This is a genomic window from Streptomyces sp. PL-29 (assembly GCF_058344425.1).
In genome coordinates this window covers 1,665,764-1,686,944 of sequence record NZ_CP136996.1, presented here as the reverse complement: position 1 = coordinate 1,686,944, position 21,181 = coordinate 1,665,764, and the positions used below count along the sequence as shown (strand labels likewise).

Genomic DNA, 21,181 nt, shown 5'->3' with positions numbered 1-21,181 from the left:
AAGCTGCGGGTCATGCTGAAAGTGGGCCTGACGGGCGGAATCGGTGCCGGCAAGAGCGAGGTCTCGCGGCTGCTGGCGGGGTACGGGGCGGTCGTCGTCGACGCCGATCGGATCGCGCGCGAGGTGGTGGAGCCCGGTACGCCCGGGCTCGCGGCGATCGTGGCGGCCTTCGGGCGGGAGGTGCTGACCCCCGAGGGCACGCTGGACCGGCCCGGGCTGGGATCCATCGTGTTCGCGGACGAGGACAAGCTCCGGACGCTCAACGCGATCGTGCACCCGCTGGTCGGCGCCCGGTCCGCCGAACTGGAAGCCGCCGCGGGCCCCGACGCCATCGTCGTCCACGACGTGCCGCTGCTCACCGAGAACGGCCTCGCACCCCTCTACGACCTGGTGGTCGTGGTGGACGCGGCCCCGTCGACGCAGCTGGCCCGGCTGACCGGGCTGCGCGCCATGGCCGAGGAGGAGGCCAGGGCCCGAATGGCCGCGCAGGCCACGCGCGAGGAGCGCCTCGCGGTGGCCACCCTCGTGATCGACAACGACGGGCCGCTGGACGCGCTGGAGCCGCAGGTGCGCAGGGTGTGGAAGGAGCTCACCGAGCGGGCCTCGGGCCGAGCCCCGGGCGCTGGGACTGCTTGACGTGTGCATGGAATAGCGGGCGGGGTGGGGGCGTTGAAGGCTCCGGCAGAGGGAAGGATCCATACCGTGTCCGAGACCGCGCGTCCCACACCGTCCAGCCCGGAAACACACGTCATCGACTTCCGGGCGGCCGAGCAGCTGCTCGCCGCACGCGACCCGCGCGGCGCGGTCAAGCTGCTCGACTCGGTCGTGGCCGCCCACCCGGAGAACACGGCGGCCCGCCTGCTGCGCGCCCGGGCCTTCTTCGCCGCCGCCCAACTGCGCCCGGCCGAGATGGAGTTCGAGCTCGTCCTGGAGCGCGAGCCGGACAACGCCTTCGCCCACTTCGCGCTGGCCCGCACGCACGAGCGAGCGGGGCGGCCCGAGCAGGCGCGCAAGCACTTCCGGCTGGCCGCGGCCCTCGACCCGCAGCCGGAATACCTGGCGGCGGCCCGCTTCGAGGAGCAGGCCGGACCGGCCTGATCCGGCCGAGCTGCCTGATCCGGCCGGTGCCGTGCGCAGGCCGTGGCGCCGCGCGGCCGGTCCGCCCGGTTCCGGATGCCCGCCGGGCTACGGGTTGAGCTTGTTCACAGCCGTGCCGGTCGTCTTCCTGAAGGCGGCGACCGGGGCCTGCGACAGGTCGCCCATCTGGCTCCACTTCACGACGGTCACGGTGGAACCGTCGCGTCCGATCCCATAGAGGTGCACGCCCGGCTCGGACTCCGGGATCGAGGTGTGGACCCCGTAGACGTGCGCGCCCTCCTCGACCGGGAGGGTCCCGTAGTCCTGCCAGGAGGCCGTGCCGCCCGGGGTCGTACGCAGCCAGTCGGCGGCGCAGGCGGCGACCCTGCGCTCCAGCCTGCCGGCGAGCTTGGCGGCCGCGGAGGGGGAGGCGGCGCGCACGGACACCTGGACGGCGCCGGTGTCGTACTCGGTGCCGAACTCCCGGTGCCAGCCGCCCGCCCGCGGCAGCACGCCGTCCAGGCAGAACGGAGCCGTCTCGGGCAGCCCCCTGGTGATCTCGCCGGCGTACCAGGGGGACGTCGGGTGCGGCGGCAGGTCGGTGCCGGCCAGGAAGCCGGGCGCGCCGGGGGCCGCGGCGGAGGTCGGGGCGGTGAGGACGAGGGTGGCGGCCGCCGCGACCAGTGCGGTGGCGAGGGCGGCGGCGGTGTCGGTACGTCGGAACATGTGGGCTCTCCCCGTGAAGGTGTCGGTGTGCCTGTCCAGGCTGTTCCCCGGCCGGGGCGCGGGGCCAGGGTTCGGGGCGAAACCGGGACACTGGAACGCCCGTACGCACTGTCACCTGGGGGAACACCTCATGCATGGAACGGAGCGATGGGACGGGGGACGGGGACACCGTGAGTGAGGCCGAGGACTTCGCGCGGCGGATGCGAGAACTGAAGGACCGCGGCGGGCTGAGTTACGGCGTGCTGGCGCGCAGGCTGCACACCAGTACGTCGACGCTGCACCGCTACTGCAACGGGGCGGCGCTGCCCGCGGAGTTCGCGGTGGTGGACCGCTTCGCGCGGGCCTGCGGGGCTTCGGCGGCGGAGGCGGTGGACCTGCACCGGGCGTGGCTCCTGGCGGACGCGCGGCGGCGCGCCGCGGCCGCGGCACCGGATCCGGAAACTGCACCCGCACCCGCACCCGCACCCGCACCCGCACCCGCACCCGCACCGGTACCCGCACCGGCACCGCATCCGGTGCCGGACGCCCCGCCGGAGCAGGCCGCGCCGGAGGGCCCGGACGTGGTGGTGGAGCCGCCGTTGCGGTCGTCCCGGCACCGGCGCAGGGCGGCCGTGGCCGCCGCCGCGGGGCTGGCGGCCGGTGCGGTGGCCGTGACGCTGCTGGCGCTGACCGGACCCGACACGGGGACACCGCGCACCGCACCCGGGCGGGGCCCGGTAGCCGGTACGGGCGGCCCTTCGGGATCCGCTCCGGCCGCGGCGTCCCCGTCGGAGGCGGGAGCGGCTCCGACGGGGCCGGCCACGGGACCTGCGCCGGGCCCGCCGCCGGGGGACCCGGACGCGACCCCGCCCTCCGCCTCGCCGCCGGGCCCCGGCCGGACGCAGGCGGCCCCCCTCCGGGCGGCGGTGCGCCCGCACGTGTGGGCCGCGGGCTGCGACCACGCCTACCTGGCCGAGCGGGGGCCCGCGGCGGTGCCCCCGCCGCCCGTGGAGGCGGACGCGCCGGCCTGGGCGTCGGCCCAGAGCGCCGTGCACGCCGGGAACCAGACCGTGGAGGTCACGCTGCACGGCACGGGCGGGGGAGCGGTGGTCCTGGACGGCCTGGAGGTTCGGGTGGCGGCCCGCCGCACACCGCCCGCATGGAACGTGTACCAGATGTCCCAGGGCTGCGGCGGCGGTCTCACCCCGGCCGTCTTCGCCGTCAACCTGGACGCGCCCCGCCCGCTGGCCCGGCCCGTCGCCGGTAACGACTCCGGCAAGCGACTGCCGGCCCCGGCGTTCCCGATGCGGGTCTCGGCCGCGGAACCGGCCGTCCTGCGGGTGGAGGCGGCCACCACGGGCTGCGACTGCGACTGGTCCCTGGACCTGAGGTGGTCCTCACCGGCCGGCTCGGGCACCCTGCGCATCGACGACGGCGGCCGTCCGTTGCGCACCAGCGCCGCCACCGGCCGGCCGGTCTACGGATACGCCCTGGAACAGGGGCGCTGGGCGCGCTGAATTCGCAGGTCAGAGGGCTTTGTCGGCGGTCGCGCCTAGACTCGTGGGGAAGGGTCCGGCAGGTCCCGGAGGACATCGAGGGGGAGAGGGGGACGGCATGACGGCGCAGACGCGGCCGATGCCGCAGGAATCCGCGCTGCTGCGCTGTGCAGCCGTCTTCCTGCCCGCCGCCGTCCCCCGGCAAGGGCGGGTCGCCTTCTGGTCGCCGGAGGGCGGCCCGCTGCCCGAGGCGGGCACACCGGACCGGCTCACCGTCGTACGACCGCACGGCAGCGCGGTCCGCAGCAGGACCGTGCCCGCGGTGGCCTTCGGAGTCGACGCCGCCCTGCCGCTGCTCGCGCGGGCCCCCCGCAACCCCGCCGCGCACCCCGCCACCCGGGCCTGGGGCACCGCCGCCACACAGGCCCTCACCCTGGCCGCGCGCGGCCGTCTCCTTCCCGGGCTCACCCCCGAGGGTGTCGACGCGTGGCGTGCCGGCCCGCTCGAAGCCGCCGACCTCGCCCACCTGAGGGCGGTCGCCGCCGCCCTGCCCCACGAGGGATACGCGACGCCGCTCGCCGGACGCCGCCCGCTCCAACTGCCCGAACCGGAAGCGCTGGTACGCGCCTTCCTCGATGCCGTCGCCGACAGCCTGCCCCGCACCCCGGCCGCGGCCGTCGCCGCCGGGCGGCCGTTCGCCGCCCGGGAACCGCAGCGGGTGCCCGGCCTGCGGGAGTGGGCCGCGCAGGTCGCGGCCGGGGCCGATGCCGGGGTCGGGCTCTCGCTCAGGCTGGACCTGTCCTCCTTCCGCGTCTTCGACGCGGCCGAGGGGGAGGAGACCCGCCGTGCCGGCGCCGCCGTCGTCCAGGTGCACAGCCTCGCCGACCCGACGCTGGTCACCGATGCCGGGCAGTTGTGGGCCGGGACGGCCGGCGTCGGCTTCGGACCCCGCGCCCGGATCGACGCCGTGCTCGCGCTGCGCCGGGCCGCGCGGGTCTGGCCGCCGCTGCTGAGGCTGCTGGACCAGGCCGTGCCCGACGCCCTGGCCCTGTCCGACCCGGAGCTGGAGGATCTGCTGGGGGTGGCCGCGGACCGCCTGGCGGCAGCCGGGGTCGTCGTCCACTGGCCGCGGGACCTGGCCCGTACGCTGTCCGCGACCGCCGTCGTACGGTCCACCGCGCCCGGGTCCGCCATCGACGGGACCGCCTTCTTCGACGCGGAACACCTCTTCGCCTTCTCCTGGGAACTGGCCCTGGGCGGTGACCGGCTGACCCCGGGCGAGATGGACGCGCTGGCGCAGGCCCACCGACCCGTCGTCCGGCTGCGGGACCAGTGGGTGCGGGTGGACCCGGAGCTGGTCCGCAAGGCGCGCCGCCGCGAACTGGGCCTGCTGGAACCGGTGGACGCGCTGGCCGCCGTCCTGTCGGGGACGGCCGAGGCCGACGGCGAGCAGGTCGAGGCGGTGCCCGTGGGCGCGCTGGCGGCCCTCCGGGAGCGGCTGACCGGGGAACCGGTCCTGCTCCCGCAGCCCCCTGCCCTCAGGGCCACCCTGCGCGACTACCAGGCACGCGGCCTGGCCTGGCTGGACCTGATGACCTCGCTGGGTCTCGGCGGCTGCCTCGCCGACGACATGGGCCTGGGCAAGACCGTCACCCTCATCGCACTCCATCTGCACCGGGACCGCCGCGAGCCCACGCTCGTGGTCTGCCCGGCCTCCCTCCTGGGCAACTGGCAGCGCGAGATCGGAAAGTTCGCACCCGGCACCCCCGTGCGCCGCTTCCACGGCGGCAGCCGCAGCACCGATGACCTGACGTCCTGCGAGGGCGGGTTCGTGCTCACCACCTACGGCACGATGCGCGCCAGCGCCGTCCAGCTCGCCGGACAGCGCTGGGGCATGGTCGTCGCCGACGAGGCACAGCACGTGAAGAACCCCCACTCGGCGACCGCCAAGGCATTGCGCACCATCCCCGCGCCGGCCCGGGTGGCGCTGACCGGCACCCCGGTGGAGAACAACCTCTCCGAGCTGTGGGCGCTGCTCGACTGGACCACACCGGGACTGCTGGGTCCGCTGACCGCCTTCCGGGCCCGGCACGCCCGCCCGGTGGAGCACCAGCAGGCCGAGGACGGCGGCAACGAGGCCGCGGTCGCCCGACTGTCCGCGCTCGTACGGCCGTTCCTGCTGCGGCGCAGAAAGTCCGACCCCGGTATCGCGCCCGAGCTGCCGCCGAAGACGGAGACCGACCACCCGGTGTCCCTCACCCGGGAGCAGGTCTCCCTCTACCGGGCTGCGGTGGACGAGGCGATGGCCGTGATCGAGTCCAGCGAGGGCATCGAGAGACGCGGCATGATCATGAAGTTGCTGGCCTCGCTCAAACAGATCTGCAACCACCCCGCGCAGTACCTGAAGGAGGAGCGGCCCCGGCTTCCGCACCGTTCCGGCAAGCTCGCCCTGCTGGACGAGCTGCTCGACACGATCGTCGCCGAGGGCGGATCGGTGCTGGTCTTCACGCAGTACGTGACGATGGCCCGGCTTATCGAACGGCACCTGTCGGCCCGCGGGATCGCCTCGCAGCTCCTGCACGGCGGCACCCCGGTCGCGCGCCGGGAGGAGCTCGTCGACCGCTTCCAGGCCGGTGAGGTCCCCGTCTTCCTGCTGTCCCTCAAGGCCGCCGGCACCGGCCTGAACCTCACCCGGGCCGGACACGTCGTCCACTTCGACCGCTGGTGGAACCCGGCCGTCGAGGAACAGGCCACCGACCGCGCCTACCGCATCGGTCAGACCAGGCCCGTACAGGTCCACCGCATCATCGCCGAGGGCACCGTCGAGGACCGCATCGCCGAGATGCTGGAGGCGAAGCGTGCCCTGGCCGACGCCGTCCTCGGCTCGGGCGAGGCGGCGCTCACCGAGCTGACCGACCGCGAGCTCGCCGACCTCGTCTCCCTGCGGAGGCCCACATGATCACCGCGCGGGACGACCGCCGCCGCACCTTCGAGACCGTGCCTGCCGGGGCGGAGGCGGTGAGCTGGTGGGGCCGCGCCTGGGTGTCCGCCCTGGAGGCGGCCTCCGGCGACCCGGCCCGCCTGGCCCGCGGTCGTGCGTACGCCGCCGCCGGGCGGGTCGACGCGGTGACCGTCACACCCGGCCGGATCGTCGCGTACGTCCGGGGTAGCAGACCCCGCCCGTACCGCACCGAGCTGACCCTGCCCGCCTTCGCGGACCCGGAGTGGAGCGGGCTGCTGGAGGAGGTGGCCGCCGACCCGGCGGCACTCGGCTCCCTCCTGGAGCGCGAGGTCCCGCAGACGCTGGCGGGAACCGTGCTGCCCGGGGCGGGCGAGCTCGTCCCGCACTGCTCCTGCCCGGACTTCGGGCGTCCGCCGTGCAAGCACGCCGCCGCCCTCTGCTACCGCGCGGCCCGTCTCCTCGACGCCGACCCCTTCGTCCTGCTGCTCCTGCGCGGCCGCGGCGAGCGGGAGCTCCTGGCGGACCTCACCCGCCGCAACGCCGCCCACGCGGCACGCGAACAGCCCGGTGCGGCAGCGGCCTTCCCCGGTGTCGCGGCCCGGGAGGCATGCGCCCGTGCGGTGCTGCCGCTGCCGATGCCGCTCAGCGCGCCCGCGGCGGTGGGTCTGCCACCCGCCTGCCCGGCCGACCCGGCGGCGCCGGACCCGCTGGCCCTCGACCAGCTCGCCTCCGACGCCGCCGCCCGCGCCCTCGCACTGCTCACCACCGGCGAGGACCCGGTCGCCGGGCTCTCCCTCTGGCAGGACGCCGTACGGCTGGCCTCCGCCGAGCCCACGTCGGGCCTGACCGGTACGGCCCGCACCCTCTACCGGGACCTGGCCCGCGCCACCGGGCGCACCACCACCGACCTCGCGCGGGCCGCGGCGGCCTGGCGCCAGGGCGGCCGCCCCGCCCTGGCCGCGCTCGAAGAGGCCTGGGATCCGCCGGCCGGCCCCTTCGACCGGGCCCGCCCGGCGCTCCTCGCCGCGGCGCAGGGCCCCTTCCGCCCCGAACGCAACCGCCTGACGGCCCGCACCCGCCAGCTGCGGCTCGGCCGAGACGCCCTTTGGTACGCCTACGAGTCCCGTCCGGGCGACGACGACTGGTGGCCCACGGGCCGGCCCTCCGCGGACCCGGTCAGCGCCCTGCTGGGCTGAGGCCCTCCGCCCAGCGGGTCAGCGCGGTGAAGTCGCGGTCCCGCAGGCCGTGGCGCGGGTGGACGCGCAGCAGCAGGGCCGGCGCCGGATGGTGGGCGGCGACCCATTCCCGGTCCCGCGGGGTGATCATGTCGTCGACCCAGGCGAAGGGGCGGCCCGCCGCCCAGTCCCTCAGATGCCGGGTCTTCCAGGAGAGGCCGTCGGGATCCTCGGCGAACAGTTCGGGCCATTCGACGACGGACAGGTCGCCGGGGAGCCCGATGTGTGGGGAGATCAGGGTGTTGGCCTGATGCGTCCAGGCCGTGGCCCAGGCGATCTCGAAGGGCAGGGCCAGCAGCCGGGCGCCGTGGGAGGGGTGGAGGCGGACCCGCGCCCCGCGTCGGGCCCTGCGGGTCTCCGGATCGCGGTAGGAGAGCCAGACGTCCGGCCACATGCGGTGGCTCCGGTACCCGCGCAGTCCGGCGGAGAGGGACCGGAAGGGGTTGAGCGGTCCGTCGACGTCGAGGAGGAGGAGCGGTCGTGCGGTCATGAAGTACCCAGTACCCCGTACACGATTGAGTGAAATGCCTACCGCTTCTATAACCCGTATGGGTTTGGGGGCGTTGTTTCCGGTGCGGGCGAGGCCCCGCAAATCCATCGGAAGGCAGGGAAAGTGATGCGTCACAGTCGTCGAAGTGGTCTGATCGCGGCGGTCGTTGCAGGTGGCGGCCTAGCCGTCGCGGGTGTGGGCGGACTCGCCCACGCCGACGCGGACGCCGATGGCAAGGCCGAGCGATCGCCGGGTCTGCTCTCCGGGAATCTCGTCCAGCTGCCCGTGGACCTGCCGGTGAACGTCTGCGGGAACACCGTGAACGTCGTCGGCGTGCTGAACCCCGCGGCCGGGAACCGCTGCGCCAACGCGTCGGGCGGTGGCGGGGCGGACGCGTCGCAGCAGGGCGGAGGGAACGGCGGGGGCGCGGTGGCAGAGGGGCGCGGAAAGGATTCTCCAGGCGTATTGTCAGGCAATGGCATTCAGTTGCCCGTCAACCTGCCGCTGAACGCCAGCGGCAACTCCGTCAACGTGGTCGGCATCGGCAACCCCGCGCACGGCAACACCTCCGTCAACGTCGAGAAGCCCACCGAAGGCAAGCCGGTCCAGCCGCCCGTCGTTGAGAAGCCGGTCACCCCGGTCACTCCGGTCACCCCCGCCGCACCCGTCGTCCCGGTCACCGAGGCGCAGCCCCCGCGGCCCGGTGAGGCGCTCGCCCACACCGGCGCCGACGGCGCCGGCTACCTGCTGCCCGCGGGCGGGGCCCTGCTCCTTGGCGGTGTCCTCCTCTACCGCCGGTTCCGGCTCAACTAGCGTTCCGCTGCTCGGGTATGGCGCGCCATCCGTCCAGGACGGCGTCGATCCGCGCGGCCAGCCGTGCGCGGGCCGCGAAGCGGGGGACACCCGCCATCAGCAGGGCGTCGTACTCGGTGTCGGTGTGTCGCACCGCCGCCCGCACCGCCACCGAGACCGCGGCTTCGTCCAGGGCCCGGCCCGCCGCGCTGCGGCCCACCCGGCCGCTCCCGCGCACCGAGGCATGGGTGGCGATCGCCACGGCCCGGTCGGCCGGGCAGCCGGGGAACAGCCGCACGATCTCGGCCGCGAAGGCCGCCGTGAACCGCACGTCCTGCGCCGCACGGCGCAGCCGGTCGCGCTCCCGTCGGCGCGCCCGCGCCTCGGAGTCCGCGAGGCATGCGCGTTCCGCGTCGGCCAGGGCGGCGTCCTCGACGAGGAGCCCGAGACGCTCGTACCGGCGGCGCCGCCGGTTGAAGCGCACCACGACGGCGCAGAGCGAACTCGCCTCGCGAGACCGCCGGGTGAGTGCTGCGTCCCCTCGCGGGAGGTAGACGAGATGCCCCAGATCCGCACAGTCCAGGCACCGGGGCACGCCAGCCTCGCGGACCAGGTGCCGGAGCGGACCCCGCCGGCACTCCGCGCAGTGGATCTGCTTCGCAGACTCGAAAACGACCAGGCTCATACGGGTGTGATACCGCCCTGAGCGTCTCGTATCACCTGGTGGGGACGGGAGGTTGAGGTTTGGCCGACTCTTCCGGGATCGGCCTGATCACTCCTACGGTGGTCACGGGACCGACGGCCGAACGGGCCCGGACCACGGAGGAGGAGCACATGGGAGCGCAGCGGACGACGACAGCGAGGCCGCCGGTGACCGGTTTCGGCATGAGCACCGGAAGAGCATGCGTCACGACGGTCCCGGCGGGCCACGAGATCGTCATTCCGCCCGGCGCCTGCACCGGCTGGCACTACCACCGGACCCGGCTCGAAGCAGTCGTCCTCGCGGGCACCCTCACCCGGGTCCTGCACGACCTCAGCGTCGAAGTGCACCGGCCCGGAACCGCCTTCGTGGAACCCGCGGGCATCGGTCACATACACCTGGGCCACAACCTCGGCACCGAGCCCGTCGTACTCCACGTGACCCCCCGGCTGCCCGAGGGGACCGCGTTCTCCATACCCACGCCGGCTCCCTCCGGTGCCACCCCGGAGGTTTGCCGGCAGCACCCCCGCTGACCCGTCGCCCGAGCGGGCCGGCCGAGCTCAGACCAGTCGGCGTATCTCCCCGCGCACCCGGTAGAAGCCGCCCGATGCCGCGTGCAGGCCGTCGACCACGTACCGGGCGCCGACCTCCCTGATGCCCCGCGGGAACTGCACGTTCCAGGACGACTCGAAGCCGCCCGACACCACCTGCACCCGTACCCGGCCGCCCTGCTGGACGCACTCCACGACCACGCCGCCCGCCGGGTCCGAGGCCACCGCGGCCATCGAGACCGTCGCCACCGCCGAGGCCGAAGCGGCCGGGGTGAACACCGGCAGCGCGGCTGCGGACTTGACGTCCACCGGTGCGGGCACCGCCCCCTGCTGGGCCGCCGCGATCGCCTGCTCGCTCGCGTCCACGCAGACCAGCGAGCCGTCCGTGGTGACGAGGTAGAGCCGTCCGTCCAGGTACTGCATCGACAGCGCCGACCCGCCGCCGGTTCCCAGCTTCCACAGCCGGCGCCCGTCCGCGTCGAAGCAGTAGACCGAGGAGGAAGAGTCGCCCGCGAAGACGTGGCGGCCGTCCGGCGAGGTCGCGCACGCGTACACCGCCGCGTCGCACCGGTAAGTGGCCTCCGTGGCCCCGGTGGCCTTCGACAGCCGCTGCACCGTGTTGCGGACCGTACCCGCGTACACCGAGTGCTCCTCCTGCCAGCCGAACAGGACTCCGCCGGGGGTGGCGCTGTGCCACACCTGCCCGGTGCCGTCGGCCGCGTAGGCCGTCACTCCGGCGCTATGCCCGTGGTAGACCGCCCGCTCGTCGGCCCGGACCATCCACGCACCGCTCCCCGAGGACTTCCGTGACCACTGGTGCTCGTCCTCGTGGTCGATGACGGTCAGACCGCCGTTCGCGTCGGACACGTTGAGCACGCCCTCGTGGATGTCCAGCCAGTAGATGTCCACGTCCGCCGCGATGGCGTAGGCACCGAAGGGGACCTTCGACGACAGGTCGTACACCGTGCCGTCGTCACAGCCCGCGTATATCCAGAACTCGTCCGCCACCAGGCACTTCACCCCGTCCGGCAGGGAATAGCGGGCCAGCACCTCACCGCCGTGGCTCAGCGTGTACACGTCTCCGGCCTGGTTGCCGACCCAGCAGCGGTCCTCGTCGACGTGGATCCCGAAGGCCGCGGAACCGGTACGGAAGCGCCACAGCACCGGGGCGACGGCACGCGCCGTCGACGGCGCCGAGGCCACCTGGCGGCGTGTCACCGCCCGGGCGGCGCGCTGACCCTGCACGGCCGGGGCGTATCCCTTGCGGACCTTCTCGCCGATCTTCCTGGCGGCAGCCGCCCGGGCCTTCTCGGCGGTCGGGAACGAGGAGCTCTGCAGCTGGCCGGACGCGCCGATGCGGCCGTAGCGCACCGAGACGGCCGTGCCGTCCACGGTCACCTCGTAGAACTTGTGCGCCCCGCCGCCGTCCTGCGACAGCTCCAGATACGTCGTCTCCCGAGCCATGACAGACCCCTCCCCGAAAGCCGGGCCACCAGCGCCTTGTTCCGCGGTGGTCCCTCGTGGGAAAAGCTAGGACCGACCACTGACAATGGGCCGGTGCAGTGGGAAGCGATCACATGGCAGCGGATGGCCGAGCGACTCGCCGGCCACCTCTGCGAACCCGCCGAAGGCCCCGGGCCGGACGGTCGACAGCGCGTGGGCATCGACGGCGCACCCGCGGCGGACACCGGCACCCTCGCCGGTCTGCTCGCGCAGGAGCTGAAACTGCGCGGGCGCCCGGTACTGGTCGTGCCGACCGGCGGTTTCCTGCGGCCGGCCTCCCTCCGCTTCGAGTTCGGCCGCCGGGACGTGGACGCGTACCTGGACGGCTGGTACGACACGGCCGCGCTCTGGCGGGAGGTGTTCGGACCGACCGATCCCGGGGGGACGGGACGGGTGCTGCCCGACCTGTGGGATCCGGTGACCGACCGGGCTACCCGCAGCCCCTACGTCGAGCTCCCCGCCGGCGGAGTGCTGCTGGTGCACGGGCCGCTGCTGCTGGGGCGGTGGTTCCCCTTCGACCTGAGCGTCCACGTACGCCTGTCGGCCGGGGCGCTCGCGCGGCGGACGGAGGAGTCCGAGCGGTGGACGGGGGAAGCGTTCGCCCGGTACGAGGCCGAGACGGATCCGGCTTCGGCCGCCGATGTGGTGGTCCGGGCCGACGATCCCAGGCATCCCGCCTGGACGGGGATCCGGGAGCGGTGACGCGGGGCTGCGGTGGTGCCGCTGCCGCTGGGCGAGCCCGCTGTCCGCCCCGACCCCCGGGCCCGGCCGGGCCCACGCCTGCGGGGCCGGGGTGCCGGACGCTGTCGGGGTCCCGGCCTCAGCCGTCGGGGCGGCTGCCGGAGCGGCGCCCGAAACGCCGGCGGAGGGAGGGCCGGGATCCGCCCCCGTCCGCGCTCGGGGCTTCCGCCGGGACGGGCTGCGGGCGGCCGCCCGGGCGGGTGATGGCCCGGGCGGCCGCGCGGCAGCCCGCGCGCGCAGCTTCCGGGGGGTCCGAGCCTTCCAGGCGGGCCGCCAGGAAGGCGCCGGTGAAGGCATCGCCGGCGCCCGTGGAGTCCACCACCTCCCCGCCCGGCTCCACGGCCGCCACCTCGGCCGTGATCCGGCCGCGCTCGGCCACCAGAGCCCCCGCCGGGCCCCGGGTCACCACCACCAGCGGCACCCGCCGGCTCAACGCCGTCGCAGCCCGGGCCACCCCGGCCGCCTCCGACAGCCCGGCCAGCAGACGGGCCTCGTGCTCGTTGGGCAGCAGCACCTCCGCGCCCGCCACGGCATCCAGGAAGCGCTGGGGGCCCAGTGCCGCCAGGAACCCGGCCGAGGCCGGGTCCACGCTCACCGGCACTCCGCGGGCCCGCGCCGCCCGCAGCGCGAGCGCGGCCAGCTCCCGGCTGCCGTCGGTGAAGAACAGGTATCCCGACAGGTGGAGGTGGGCCGCCCCGTCCAGCAGGGACGGGGTCCAGTCCGCCGGGCACAGCCGCAGCGAGGCCCCGCTGTCCGTGAGGAACGTCCGCTCGGCGTCCTCGCCGACGAGGGCCACCACCGTCCCGGTCGGCTCCTCCGGATCGATCACCAGCTGCGGCCGCACCCCCGCGTCCACCAGGGCCCGTTCGTGCCACCGTGCCGAGTCGGCGCCCACCCGCGCGAGGAGGCGTACCTCCGCGCTCCCCGTACGGGCCGCCCAACAGGCCGCGTTGGCCCCCGCGCCGCCCGGCAGGGTGCGGATCCGGGCCGCGGTGTCGGTGGCCGGAGCCAGTGGCTCCGGATGTATCGCCACCACATCCGTCACCACGTCCCCCGACCACGAGCAGCGCCCCCGGGGGCGGTCATGCCACGGCCGCCCAGGCCCGGGCGATCCGGGCACCGAGCCGCACGTTCCCGCGTACCGCCGCCAGGTTCGCCTCCAGCGAGGCTCCGCCCGTCGCCCGCACCAGAAACCCCAGCAGGAACGGCGTCACCGCCTGACCTGTGATCCCCTGCTCGCGGCAGGCGGCGAGGGCCTCGGCCAGGACCCGGTCGTGCAGCTCCGGGTCCAGCTGTTCACCGGCCGCCACCGGATTGGCCACCAGCAGCGCCGACTCCGTTCCTCCCAGTGCGTCCTGAGCGGCCATCACCGCCGCGACCTCCTCCGGCCGGTGCACGGTCCAGTCCACCGGCTCACCGGAGTCGGCCAGGTAGAACCCGGGGAACCGGTCCGTACCGAAACCGAGCACCCCCACTCCCAGCGTCTCCAGCCGCTGCAACGTCGCCGGCACGTCCAGGATCGACTTCACGCCCGCGCACACCACCGTGATCCGTGTCCGCGCCAGCAGGGACAGGTCCGCCGACTCGTCCTGTGTCTGAGCCCACTCGCGGTGCACGCCGCCCAGTCCGCCCGTCGCGAAGACCCGCAGTCCCGCCCCGGCCGCGAGGAAGGCCGTCGCGGACACCGTCGTCGCACCGGTCGCGCCCGTCGCCAGCGCGGGCGCCAGATCCCGATGACCGAGCTTGCGCACGCCGTCGCCGGCTGCGATCCGCTCCAGCAAGGTCTTGTCGAGGCCCGCGCGGGCCACCCCGTCCACGACCGCGATCGTCGCCGGAACCGCGCCCTCCGCGCGGACCAGTCCCTCCAGTTCGAGGGCCACCTCCAGGTTGCGGGGGCGGGGCAGGCCGTGGGCGATGATCGTCGACTCCAGGGCCACCACCGGCCTGCCCTGGGCGAGCGCGTCGCGTACCTCTTCCGACAGGACCGGTCCACCGGGCAGGGCCGCGGTTGCTCTGTGCTGTGACATGTCCCCATCCATGGCACGGGATCGGCGCCTCCAAACACACTCCTGCCACACCCGCCCCACGCTGTCCGAGGAGCGCTCCCCGCGGACGCGCGGCCCGACCACGGGCCCGCCGCCCCGCGGGCCCTGCTTTTCCCGGACGCCCCCGCGGCGTCGCGGTCCGCGCGGACGCCCCGCCGCCCCGCCTGTCGACCGCACCGGACGTCCGCCGCCCCGGCCGAAACCCAGCGGTTCCCGAAACCCAGCGGTTCCCGAGGCCCGGCGGACCACCACCTGCCGCCGGTCCGCCCGGGAGGAGGGCCCACGTGCACCGCCCGGAACGCGCCGGCGGGCACCGGCTTCCACCGGTCGTCCGCACCGCCGGGCGCCCCGGCCCCACTGGACAGGGTGACGCGTGGGCCGGTCCGTTCCTGGACGCTGTGGTCGGCGCGCCGGGCGGACGGGCCGCACTAGGCTGGCGCGCCATGAGCAGCAGTGATCACTCCGCCACCCCCGCCCCCGCGTCCTTCGCCGTCACCGTGGCGGACGTCGAGCTGGAGCCCGACGACCTCGACCCGGGCCAGATCGTCTCCGGCGATCCGGTCGTCACGGGCCGGGTCCTGTGGGAGTCCGCCGACGGCACGCAGGTACGCGGGATCTGGCAGATCACCCCCGGCGTGGTCACCGACGTCGAGGCGAACGAAATGTTCGTGGTGGTCGCCGGACGCGCCACCGTCGAGGTCGAGGGCGGCGCGACCCTGGAGCTCGGGCCCGGCTCGGCCTGCGTGCTGCGGGAGGGCGACAGGACCGTCTGGACCGTCCACGAGACGCTCCGCAAGGCTTACCACATCAGCTACTGACGTTCCCGGAATCCGAAGGATGGCGGCGCGCGGTGAACAGGGCGAGTGCCGCCATCGGCAGCAGCAGCGAGGCTCCGACGGCGTTCAGCCAGCCGTAGCCCGCCTGGGACATGATCACGCCGGCGGCGGCTCCGCCCACGCCCGCGGCCGTGTTCATCGTGAGGTCGCTCAGCCCCTGTACGGCGGCCCGCGCGGCCTGCGGCACCGAGTCGGTCAGCAGGGCCGAGCCGGACACCATCCCGGCGGACCAGCCGAGGCCCAGCAGGAAGAGACCGAGGGCGCTCCGTCCGTGGCTGGCGCCCGCCGTCCCCGCGAGCAGCGCGGCGACCGACAGCAGTCCCGCGGCGAGGCCGATCACGGTGAGCCGTCCGAGCCGGTCCGCGAGCCACCCCATGAGCGGGGAGAAGGCGAACATGCCCGCGATGTGACCGCTGATCACCAGCCCGACGAGCTCCAGCCCGGCTCCGTGGTGGCTCAGGTCCATCGGGGTCATGACCATGATCGAGACCATGGTGGTGTGGGACACGGCGACGGTGAGGAGGGCGAGGCGGGCCCGCGGCGAGGACCTCACGGCGGCGAGTCCGGCGCGGAGCGAGCGGCCTTCGCGGGACTGTTCTTCGGGAGAGGCGAGCGCCCGCGCGGTCAGCAGGGGGTCCGGGCGCAGGAGTACGGCGATCAGCGCTCCGGTTAGCAGGAAGACGGCGGCGGCCCACACGAAGGGGCCCGCCGTCTCGGGTATGGAGGTCCCGGCGAAGCTGCGGCTCGCCGGAGCGGACAGGTTGGGGCCGAGCACCGCCCCGAGGGTGGAGGCCCACACGACCACCGAGATGGCCCGGGCCCGGTGGTCCGGGGCGGCGAGGTCCGCGGCGGCGAAGCGGGCCTGGAGGTTGGCGGAGGAGGCGGCGCCGAAGGCGGCCATGCCGAGCAGCAGCAGCGGGAAGCTCTTGATCGTGGCGGCGAGGACGACGAGGCCCGCCCCGGCGGCACCGATCCCGTACGCCAGGACCAGCCCGGGCCGTCGGCCGCGCGCGGTCATCAGGGCGGCGAGCGGCAGGGAGACCAGGGCGGTGCCGATCACCGAGGCGGTCGACGCGAAGCCGGACAGCGCCTCGGTGCCGCTGACCTCGGTGGCCAGGACGGGGGCCAGGGCGATGCTGATGGGTACGCCGAGCCCGCCCAGCACCTGGCCGGCGATGAGCACCCGGGAGGTGCGCTTGCGGAGTCGTGCGAGGTCCGCGAGGGCGAGCGGCGGGGCGGTCCGGTCCGTGCCGGGAGCGGCGGTCACGCCCTGCACCGCCCTCGCGGGTGCGCGGCGCGGGACGCGGGGGACGCGGTGGGGCCGGGTGCGGCGGCAGCAGTAGTCACCGCCGCAGTGTGCCACCCCTTACCGTCCGGCGGAACCGGTCCGTCGTCGTGGTCGGGCCCGCAGGTCACGGGCGTCACACGGGGCTCAGAACAGCGGCTGCGGGAGCACCCCCTCCAGGGCGAGGAGCTGCCGCTTGGTCTCCAGCCCGCCGCCGAAGCCCCCGATGCCGCCGTCGTTCTCCAGCACCCGGTGGCAGGGCACCACCAGGGGCAGCGGGTTCGACCCCATGGCGTTGCCCACGGCCTGGGCGGCGCCGGGCTGTCCGACGCGGGCCGCCAGTTCCCCGTAGCCGACGACCGAGCCGTAGGGCACGGAACGGTCCAGCTCCTGGAGCACCTGGCGGTTGAAGCCGGAGCTGAGCCGCCAGTCCAGCGGAAGGTCGAAGCGCCGCAGCGAGCCGGCGAAGTACGCGGCCACCTGGCGCACCGGCGCGGCCAGCAGCACTTCCTCGCCCGGCGCCGGCCGCCGGGCGTCGGCGCCGAGCCGGGAGACGAGCGGGCCGATCATCCGGTCGAGCCGGTCCGGCCCGGCGTGGAACTCGACCCGGACCAGCCCCTCGGGCGTCGCGGCAAGGAGCAGGGGGCCGATGTCGCTGGCGACGACGGTCCATTCGAGGTGCGGCCCGCGGGGCCGCTCGGTGCTGTCCACGCGTCCACGGTACGGCTCTCCTCCGACGGACCGCCGCCCTCCCCGCCCTCCCCTCCCGCAGCCGTCAGAAGCCGCCGACCGCCTCCCGGACCACGTCCGGGGCATTGGTGATGATCCCGTCGACGCCCATCTCCCGCACCTTCCGCGCGGTCACGGCGTCGTCCACGATCCAGGTGTCCACCTCCATCGCCTTGCCGTGCGCCCCGAGCAGGCCGTGCACCGCCGCGACCCAGTCGGCCGAGATGGTGGTGTGCCACGGGTTGATCCGGTCCGTGAACTCCGCGTACCGCGGCAGGTCCGCCACCGCCGGAGTGCCCAGGAAGGCCGTCACCAGGTCGGGGCGCAGCCCGTGCACCATGCGGATGGAGTCGGCACTGAAGCTCTGCACCACCAGGCGCTTCGAGTGCCGCGCGTCGAGCCAGCCCGCCTCGCCGAGCACCCGCAGGGTCTGCTCCTCGATCCCCGGGTAGAGCTCCGGCTTCTTGATCTCCAGCAGCAGCCGCTGCCGATTGCGCTGCACCCGGTCGAGGTACTGCCGCAGCGTCGGCACGGAGGCGCCCGCGTACTCCTCGCCGAACCAGCTGCCCGCGTCGAGCTGGGCGATCTCGGCCGACGTGAAGTCCTTGACCCGCCAGGGCTTGCGGTCCGGGAAGAGCTGCTCGACGTCCGTGGTGCGGGCCAGGGTGTCGTCGTGGATCACCACCAGTTCGCCGTCCCTGGTGCGCTGCACGTCGTTCTCGACCCAGTCGAAGCCCAGCCGCATCGCCAGGTCGACCGCTTCGAGGGTGTTCTCCGGGGCGTACGCCGAGGCGCCCCGGTGCGCGTACACGACGGGACCGCCCAGTCCCAGCGGTCCGGGGGCGGATCCGGGGCCGGTGGCGGCGGACGACGCCGTCCCGCCCAGCAGGGTGAGGGCGAAGCCCAGGAATGCGGCGGCGGCCGCGGTGGCGGGTCGGACGTACATGTGCGTTCTCCTCGGGTCGTGAGCCCTGTTCCTGCGTCAGACGGGTGCGGAGCGGCAGACGTTGTGGCGATGCACTTCACCGCGATCATGGGGTTGAAGATCACCGAGCCGCCACCGAACTACGACAAACGGACCAGAACGGATGACGCGGACCGCCGGACCGCCGGGCCGCACCGAGCGCGTTGCGGCCGGGCGGGGAGGCGTGCGTGTCAGTGGAGGGTCGTACGGTGGACTCATGCGGCCCGTATCGAAGATCGAACGCACGGTGGCGCCTTTCGAGGTCGTCAGCCCCTACCAGCCCAGCGGCGACCAGCCGGCGGCCATCGCCGAGCTGGAGAAGCGCATCCGTGCAGGTGAGAAGGATGTCGTCCTGCTGGGTGCGACCGGCACCGGCAAGTCGGCGACCACCGCCTGGATGATCGAGAAGCTCCAGCGCCCCACCCTGGTCATGGCGCCGAACAAGACGCTGGCCGCCCAGTTGGCGAACGAGTTCCGCGAGCTGCTGCCGAACAACGCCGTCGAGTACTTCGTCTCGTACTACGACTACTACCAGCCCGAGGCCTACGTACCGCAGTCGGACACGTACATCGAGAAGGACTCCTCGATCAACGAGGAGGTGGAGCGGCTGCGCCACTCCGCCACCAATGCGCTGCTGACCAGGCGGGACGTGATCGTCGTCGCCTCCGTGTCCTGCATCTACGGCCTCGGTACCCCGCAGGAGTACGTCGACCGGATGGTCTCGCTCACGGTGGGCGAGGAGATCGACCGGGACCAGCTGCTGCGCCGCTTCGTCGACATCCAGTACACGCGCAACGACATGGCCTTCACCCGCGGCACCTTCCGAGTGCGCGGCGACACCATCGAGATCTTCCCGGTCTACGAGGAACTGGCCGTCCGCATCGAGATGTTCGGGGACGAGATCGAAGCGTTGTCCACCCTGCACCCGCTGACCGGCGAGGTCATCAGCGAGGACCGCGAGCTCTACGTCTTCCCCGCCAGCCACTACGTCGCCGGCCCGGAGCGCATGGAGAAGGCGATCGCCGGCATCGAGGCCGAGCTGGCCGAGCGCCTCGGAGAGCTGGAGAAGCAGGGCAAGATGCTGGAGGCGCAGCGCCTGCGCATGCGCACGACCTACGACCTGGAGATGATGCGCCAGATCGGCTCCTGCTCCGGCATCGAGAACTACTCGCTGCACATGGACGACCGCGAGCGGGGCTCCGCGCCCAACACCCTCATCGACTACTTCCCGGAGGACTTCCTCCTGGTCATCGACGAGTCGCACGTCACCGTCCCGCAGATCGGCGCCATGTACGAGGGCGACGCCTCCCGCAAGCGGACCCTGGTCGACCACGGCTTCCGGCTGCCGTCCGCGCTGGACAACCGTCCGCTGAAGTGGGAGGAGTTCCAGGAGCGCATCGGCCAGACCGTCTACCTGTCGGCGACCCCCGGCACGTACGAGCTATCGCGCGGCGACGGTTTCGTCGAGCAGATCATCCGTCCCACCGGCCTCATCGACCCCGAGGTCGTGGTCAAGCCCACCGAGGGCCAGATCGACGACCTGGTGCACGAGATCCGCAAGCGGGTGGAGAAGGACGAGCGGGTCCTGGTCACCACCCTCACCAAGAAGATGGCAGAGGACCTCACGGACTACTTCCTGGAGCTCGGCATCCAGGTCCGCTACCTGCACAGCGACGTCGACACGCTGCGCCGCATCGAGCTGCTGCGCGAGCTGCGCGCCGGCGAGTACGACGTCCTGGTCGGCATCAACCTGCTGCGCGAGGGCCTCGACCTGCCCGAGGTGTCCCTGGTGGCGATCCTCGACGCCGACAAGGAGGGCTTCCTGCGCTCGGGCACCTCCCTGATCCAGACCATCGGCCGCGCCGCGCGCAACGTGTCCGGCCAGGTCCACATGTACGCGGACAAGATCACGCCGGGTATGGAGAAGGCGATCGAGGAAACCAACCGGCGCCGCGAGAAGCAGATCGCCTACAACACGGCGAACGGGATCGACCCGCAGCCGCTCCGCAAGAAGATCAACGACATCGTCGCCACCATCGCCCGCGAGGAGCTGGACACCGAGCAGCTCCTCGGTACCGGATACCGGCAGGGCAAGGAGGGCCGGGGCGCCAAGGCGCCGGTTCCGGACCTGGGCGGTCTCGCGGCCCACGCACCGGCGGGCGCCAAGGGTGCCAAGAGTGCGAAACCGGCCAAGGGGGCCAAGGCGGCCGAGGTGCTCACCGACCGGCCGGCCGCCGAACTCGCCTCGCTCATCGAGCAGATGACCGAGCGCATGCGCGCGGCCGCCGCGGAGCTCCAGTTCGAGGTCGCGGCCCGGATCAGGGACGAGGTCGGCGAGCTGAAGAAGGAGCTCCGGCAGATGAAGGAAGCGGGCCTCGCCTGAGTCGGGGGCTGTCAGTAGGGTTGGGTCACAGCCGCAGGAACACGCTGCGCACCAGTCAACTGGGGCGGGCTACGGAGAGGGGACGCGCGTGACGGTCAACATGACCAAGGGTCAGGCCATCAGTCTGCAGAAGACGGACGGAGGGACGCTGACCGCGGTCCGGATGGGCCTGGGCTGGCAGGCTGCGAAGCGCCGCGGGCTGTTCGGCTCGCGGACGCGGGAGATCGACCTTGACGCGTCGGCGGTGCTCTTCGCCGACAAGCAGCCGGTCGACGTGGTCTTCTTCCGCCACCTGCAGAGCGACGACGGCTCCGTGCGCCACACCGGCGACAACCTCGTCGGCGGCGTCGGCCAGGGCGGCGACGACGAGGCGATCCTCGTCGACCTCCAGCGGGTGCCGGTCCACATCGACCAGATCGTCTTCACGGTGAACTCCTTCACCGGTCAGACGTTCCAGGAGGTGCAGAACGCCTTCTGCCGCATCGTCGACGAGACCAACGGCCAGGAACTGGCCCGCTACACCCTCGACGGCGGCGGCGCGTACACGGCGCAGATCATGGCGAAGGTGTCCCGCGCGGGCTCCGGCTGGCAGATGACGGCCCTGGGCACCCCGGCCAACGGCCGCACCTTCCAGGACCTGATGCCGGCGATCCTGCCGCACCTGTAGCAGGACCGGAAGCGGACGGG

At 73.9% G+C, this 21,181-nt stretch carries 20 protein-coding genes; 11 read left to right on the top strand and 9 right to left on the bottom strand.

What is annotated here, in order from left to right; all coding sequences use genetic code 11:
* The first annotated feature begins 12 nt into the window (after window positions 1-12).
* Both coaE and R4Z63_RS07705 read left to right on the top strand, forming a co-directional pair.
* Complete coding sequence (coaE, locus tag R4Z63_RS07710) at window positions 13-636, top strand: dephospho-CoA kinase (RefSeq protein WP_037926659.1); 624 nt, start codon at window positions 13-15, stop codon at window positions 634-636.
* Window positions 637-702: 66 nt separating this feature from the next.
* A complete protein-coding gene (locus R4Z63_RS07705; RefSeq protein ID WP_384453594.1) occupies window positions 703-1,098 on the top strand; it encodes a tetratricopeptide repeat protein in 396 nt (131 codons plus the stop codon).
* Window positions 1,099-1,185: 87 nt separating this feature from the next.
* Here R4Z63_RS07705 and R4Z63_RS07700 read toward each other — a convergent pair whose 3' ends face one another.
* Entirely contained in the window at window positions 1,186-1,803 is a 618-nt protein-coding gene (locus tag R4Z63_RS07700; protein WP_384453591.1) for a hypothetical protein, read from the bottom strand.
* A 134-nt stretch (window positions 1,804-1,937) separates the two neighbouring features.
* On the opposite strand from R4Z63_RS07700, the gene R4Z63_RS07695 reads away from it, so the two are divergent.
* The 3 genes from R4Z63_RS07695 (at window position 1,938) to R4Z63_RS07685 (ending at window position 7,436) form a co-directional block, all read left to right on the top strand.
* Entirely contained in the window at window positions 1,938-3,299 is a 1,362-nt protein-coding gene (locus R4Z63_RS07695) for a helix-turn-helix domain-containing protein (RefSeq protein ID WP_384453589.1), read from the top strand.
* Between the two features lie 97 nt (window positions 3,300-3,396).
* Window positions 3,397-6,237, top strand: coding sequence for an SCO1167/SCO6262 family helicase (locus R4Z63_RS07690; protein ID WP_384453586.1), 2,841 nt, complete (start codon window positions 3,397-3,399; stop codon window positions 6,235-6,237).
* Entirely contained in the window at window positions 6,234-7,436 is a 1,203-nt protein-coding gene (locus tag R4Z63_RS07685) for an SWIM zinc finger family protein (RefSeq protein WP_384453583.1), read from the top strand. The genes R4Z63_RS07690 and R4Z63_RS07685 overlap by 4 nt, the downstream gene beginning before the upstream one ends.
* On the opposite strand, the gene R4Z63_RS07680 is transcribed toward R4Z63_RS07685, so the two are convergent.
* Entirely contained in the window at window positions 7,417-7,965 is a 549-nt protein-coding gene (locus R4Z63_RS07680) for a hypothetical protein (protein WP_384453580.1), read from the bottom strand. The genes R4Z63_RS07685 and R4Z63_RS07680 overlap by 20 nt on opposite strands.
* A gap of 126 nt (window positions 7,966-8,091) precedes the next feature.
* Here R4Z63_RS07680 and R4Z63_RS07675 point away from each other — a divergent pair, with 126 nt between their 5' ends.
* Window positions 8,092-8,778 (top strand): chaplin, encoded by a 687-nt coding sequence (locus R4Z63_RS07675; RefSeq protein WP_037926641.1) that lies wholly within the window; start codon window positions 8,092-8,094, stop codon window positions 8,776-8,778.
* Here R4Z63_RS07675 and R4Z63_RS07670 read toward each other — a convergent pair.
* Window positions 8,771-9,442, bottom strand: a complete 672-nt coding sequence (locus R4Z63_RS07670) for a DUF2293 domain-containing protein (protein ID WP_037926638.1) — start codon at window positions 9,440-9,442, stop codon at window positions 8,771-8,773. The two genes, R4Z63_RS07675 and R4Z63_RS07670, sit on opposite strands and share 8 nt — an antisense overlap.
* Window positions 9,443-9,642: 200 nt before the next feature.
* Between R4Z63_RS07670 and R4Z63_RS07665 the strand changes: the two genes are divergently transcribed.
* Entirely contained in the window at window positions 9,643-9,990 is a 348-nt protein-coding gene (locus tag R4Z63_RS07665; RefSeq protein WP_384453575.1) for a cupin domain-containing protein, read from the top strand.
* Between the two features lie 27 nt (window positions 9,991-10,017).
* Here R4Z63_RS07665 and R4Z63_RS07660 read toward each other — a convergent pair whose 3' ends face one another.
* Window positions 10,018-11,472, bottom strand: coding sequence for a WGR domain-containing protein (locus R4Z63_RS07660; RefSeq protein ID WP_384453572.1), 1,455 nt, complete (start codon window positions 11,470-11,472; stop codon window positions 10,018-10,020).
* Window positions 11,473-11,565: 93 nt separating this feature from the next.
* Here R4Z63_RS07660 and R4Z63_RS07655 point away from each other — a divergent pair, with 93 nt between their 5' ends.
* Entirely contained in the window at window positions 11,566-12,213 is a 648-nt protein-coding gene (locus tag R4Z63_RS07655; protein WP_384453569.1) for a nucleoside/nucleotide kinase family protein, read from the top strand.
* A 118-nt stretch (window positions 12,214-12,331) separates the two neighbouring features.
* On the opposite strand, the gene R4Z63_RS07650 is transcribed toward R4Z63_RS07655, so the two are convergent.
* Together R4Z63_RS07650 and R4Z63_RS07645 are read right to left on the bottom strand one after the other, a co-directional pair.
* Window positions 12,332-13,285: a carbohydrate kinase family protein gene (locus R4Z63_RS07650; protein WP_491522526.1), complete on the bottom strand. Its 954-nt coding sequence runs from the start codon at window positions 13,283-13,285 to the stop codon at window positions 12,332-12,334.
* Between the two features lie 49 nt (window positions 13,286-13,334).
* Window positions 13,335-14,279, bottom strand: coding sequence for a pseudouridine-5'-phosphate glycosidase (locus R4Z63_RS07645; RefSeq protein ID WP_384454193.1), 945 nt, complete (start codon window positions 14,277-14,279; stop codon window positions 13,335-13,337).
* 461 nt (window positions 14,280-14,740) lie between these two features.
* On the opposite strand from R4Z63_RS07645, the gene R4Z63_RS07640 reads away from it, so the two are divergent.
* A complete protein-coding gene (locus tag R4Z63_RS07640) occupies window positions 14,741-15,115 on the top strand; it encodes a cupin domain-containing protein (RefSeq protein WP_384454190.1) in 375 nt (124 codons plus the stop codon).
* On the opposite strand, the gene R4Z63_RS07635 is transcribed toward R4Z63_RS07640, so the two are convergent.
* The 3 genes from R4Z63_RS07635 to R4Z63_RS07625 all read right to left on the bottom strand — a co-directional run bounded on the left by R4Z63_RS07635 (window position 15,105) and on the right by R4Z63_RS07625 (window position 18,093).
* Window positions 15,105-16,400 (bottom strand): MFS transporter, encoded by a 1,296-nt coding sequence (locus R4Z63_RS07635; protein WP_037927493.1) that lies wholly within the window; start codon window positions 16,398-16,400, stop codon window positions 15,105-15,107. The genes R4Z63_RS07640 and R4Z63_RS07635 overlap by 11 nt on opposite strands.
* Window positions 16,401-16,565: 165 nt before the next feature.
* Window positions 16,566-17,129: a methylated-DNA--[protein]-cysteine S-methyltransferase gene (locus R4Z63_RS07630; RefSeq protein ID WP_037926633.1), complete on the bottom strand. Its 564-nt coding sequence runs from the start codon at window positions 17,127-17,129 to the stop codon at window positions 16,566-16,568.
* A gap of 64 nt (window positions 17,130-17,193) precedes the next feature.
* Window positions 17,194-18,093, bottom strand: coding sequence for a glycerophosphodiester phosphodiesterase (locus R4Z63_RS07625; protein ID WP_384454186.1), 900 nt, complete (start codon window positions 18,091-18,093; stop codon window positions 17,194-17,196).
* Between the two features lie 235 nt (window positions 18,094-18,328).
* On the opposite strand from R4Z63_RS07625, the gene uvrB reads away from it, so the two are divergent.
* Window positions 18,329-20,494, top strand: coding sequence for an excinuclease ABC subunit UvrB (gene uvrB / locus R4Z63_RS07620; RefSeq protein WP_384454182.1), 2,166 nt, complete (start codon window positions 18,329-18,331; stop codon window positions 20,492-20,494).
* Window positions 20,495-20,582: 88 nt separating this feature from the next.
* Complete coding sequence (locus R4Z63_RS07615; protein WP_037926627.1) at window positions 20,583-21,161, top strand: TerD family protein; 579 nt, start codon at window positions 20,583-20,585, stop codon at window positions 21,159-21,161.
* Window positions 21,162-21,181: the final 20 nt, after the last annotated feature.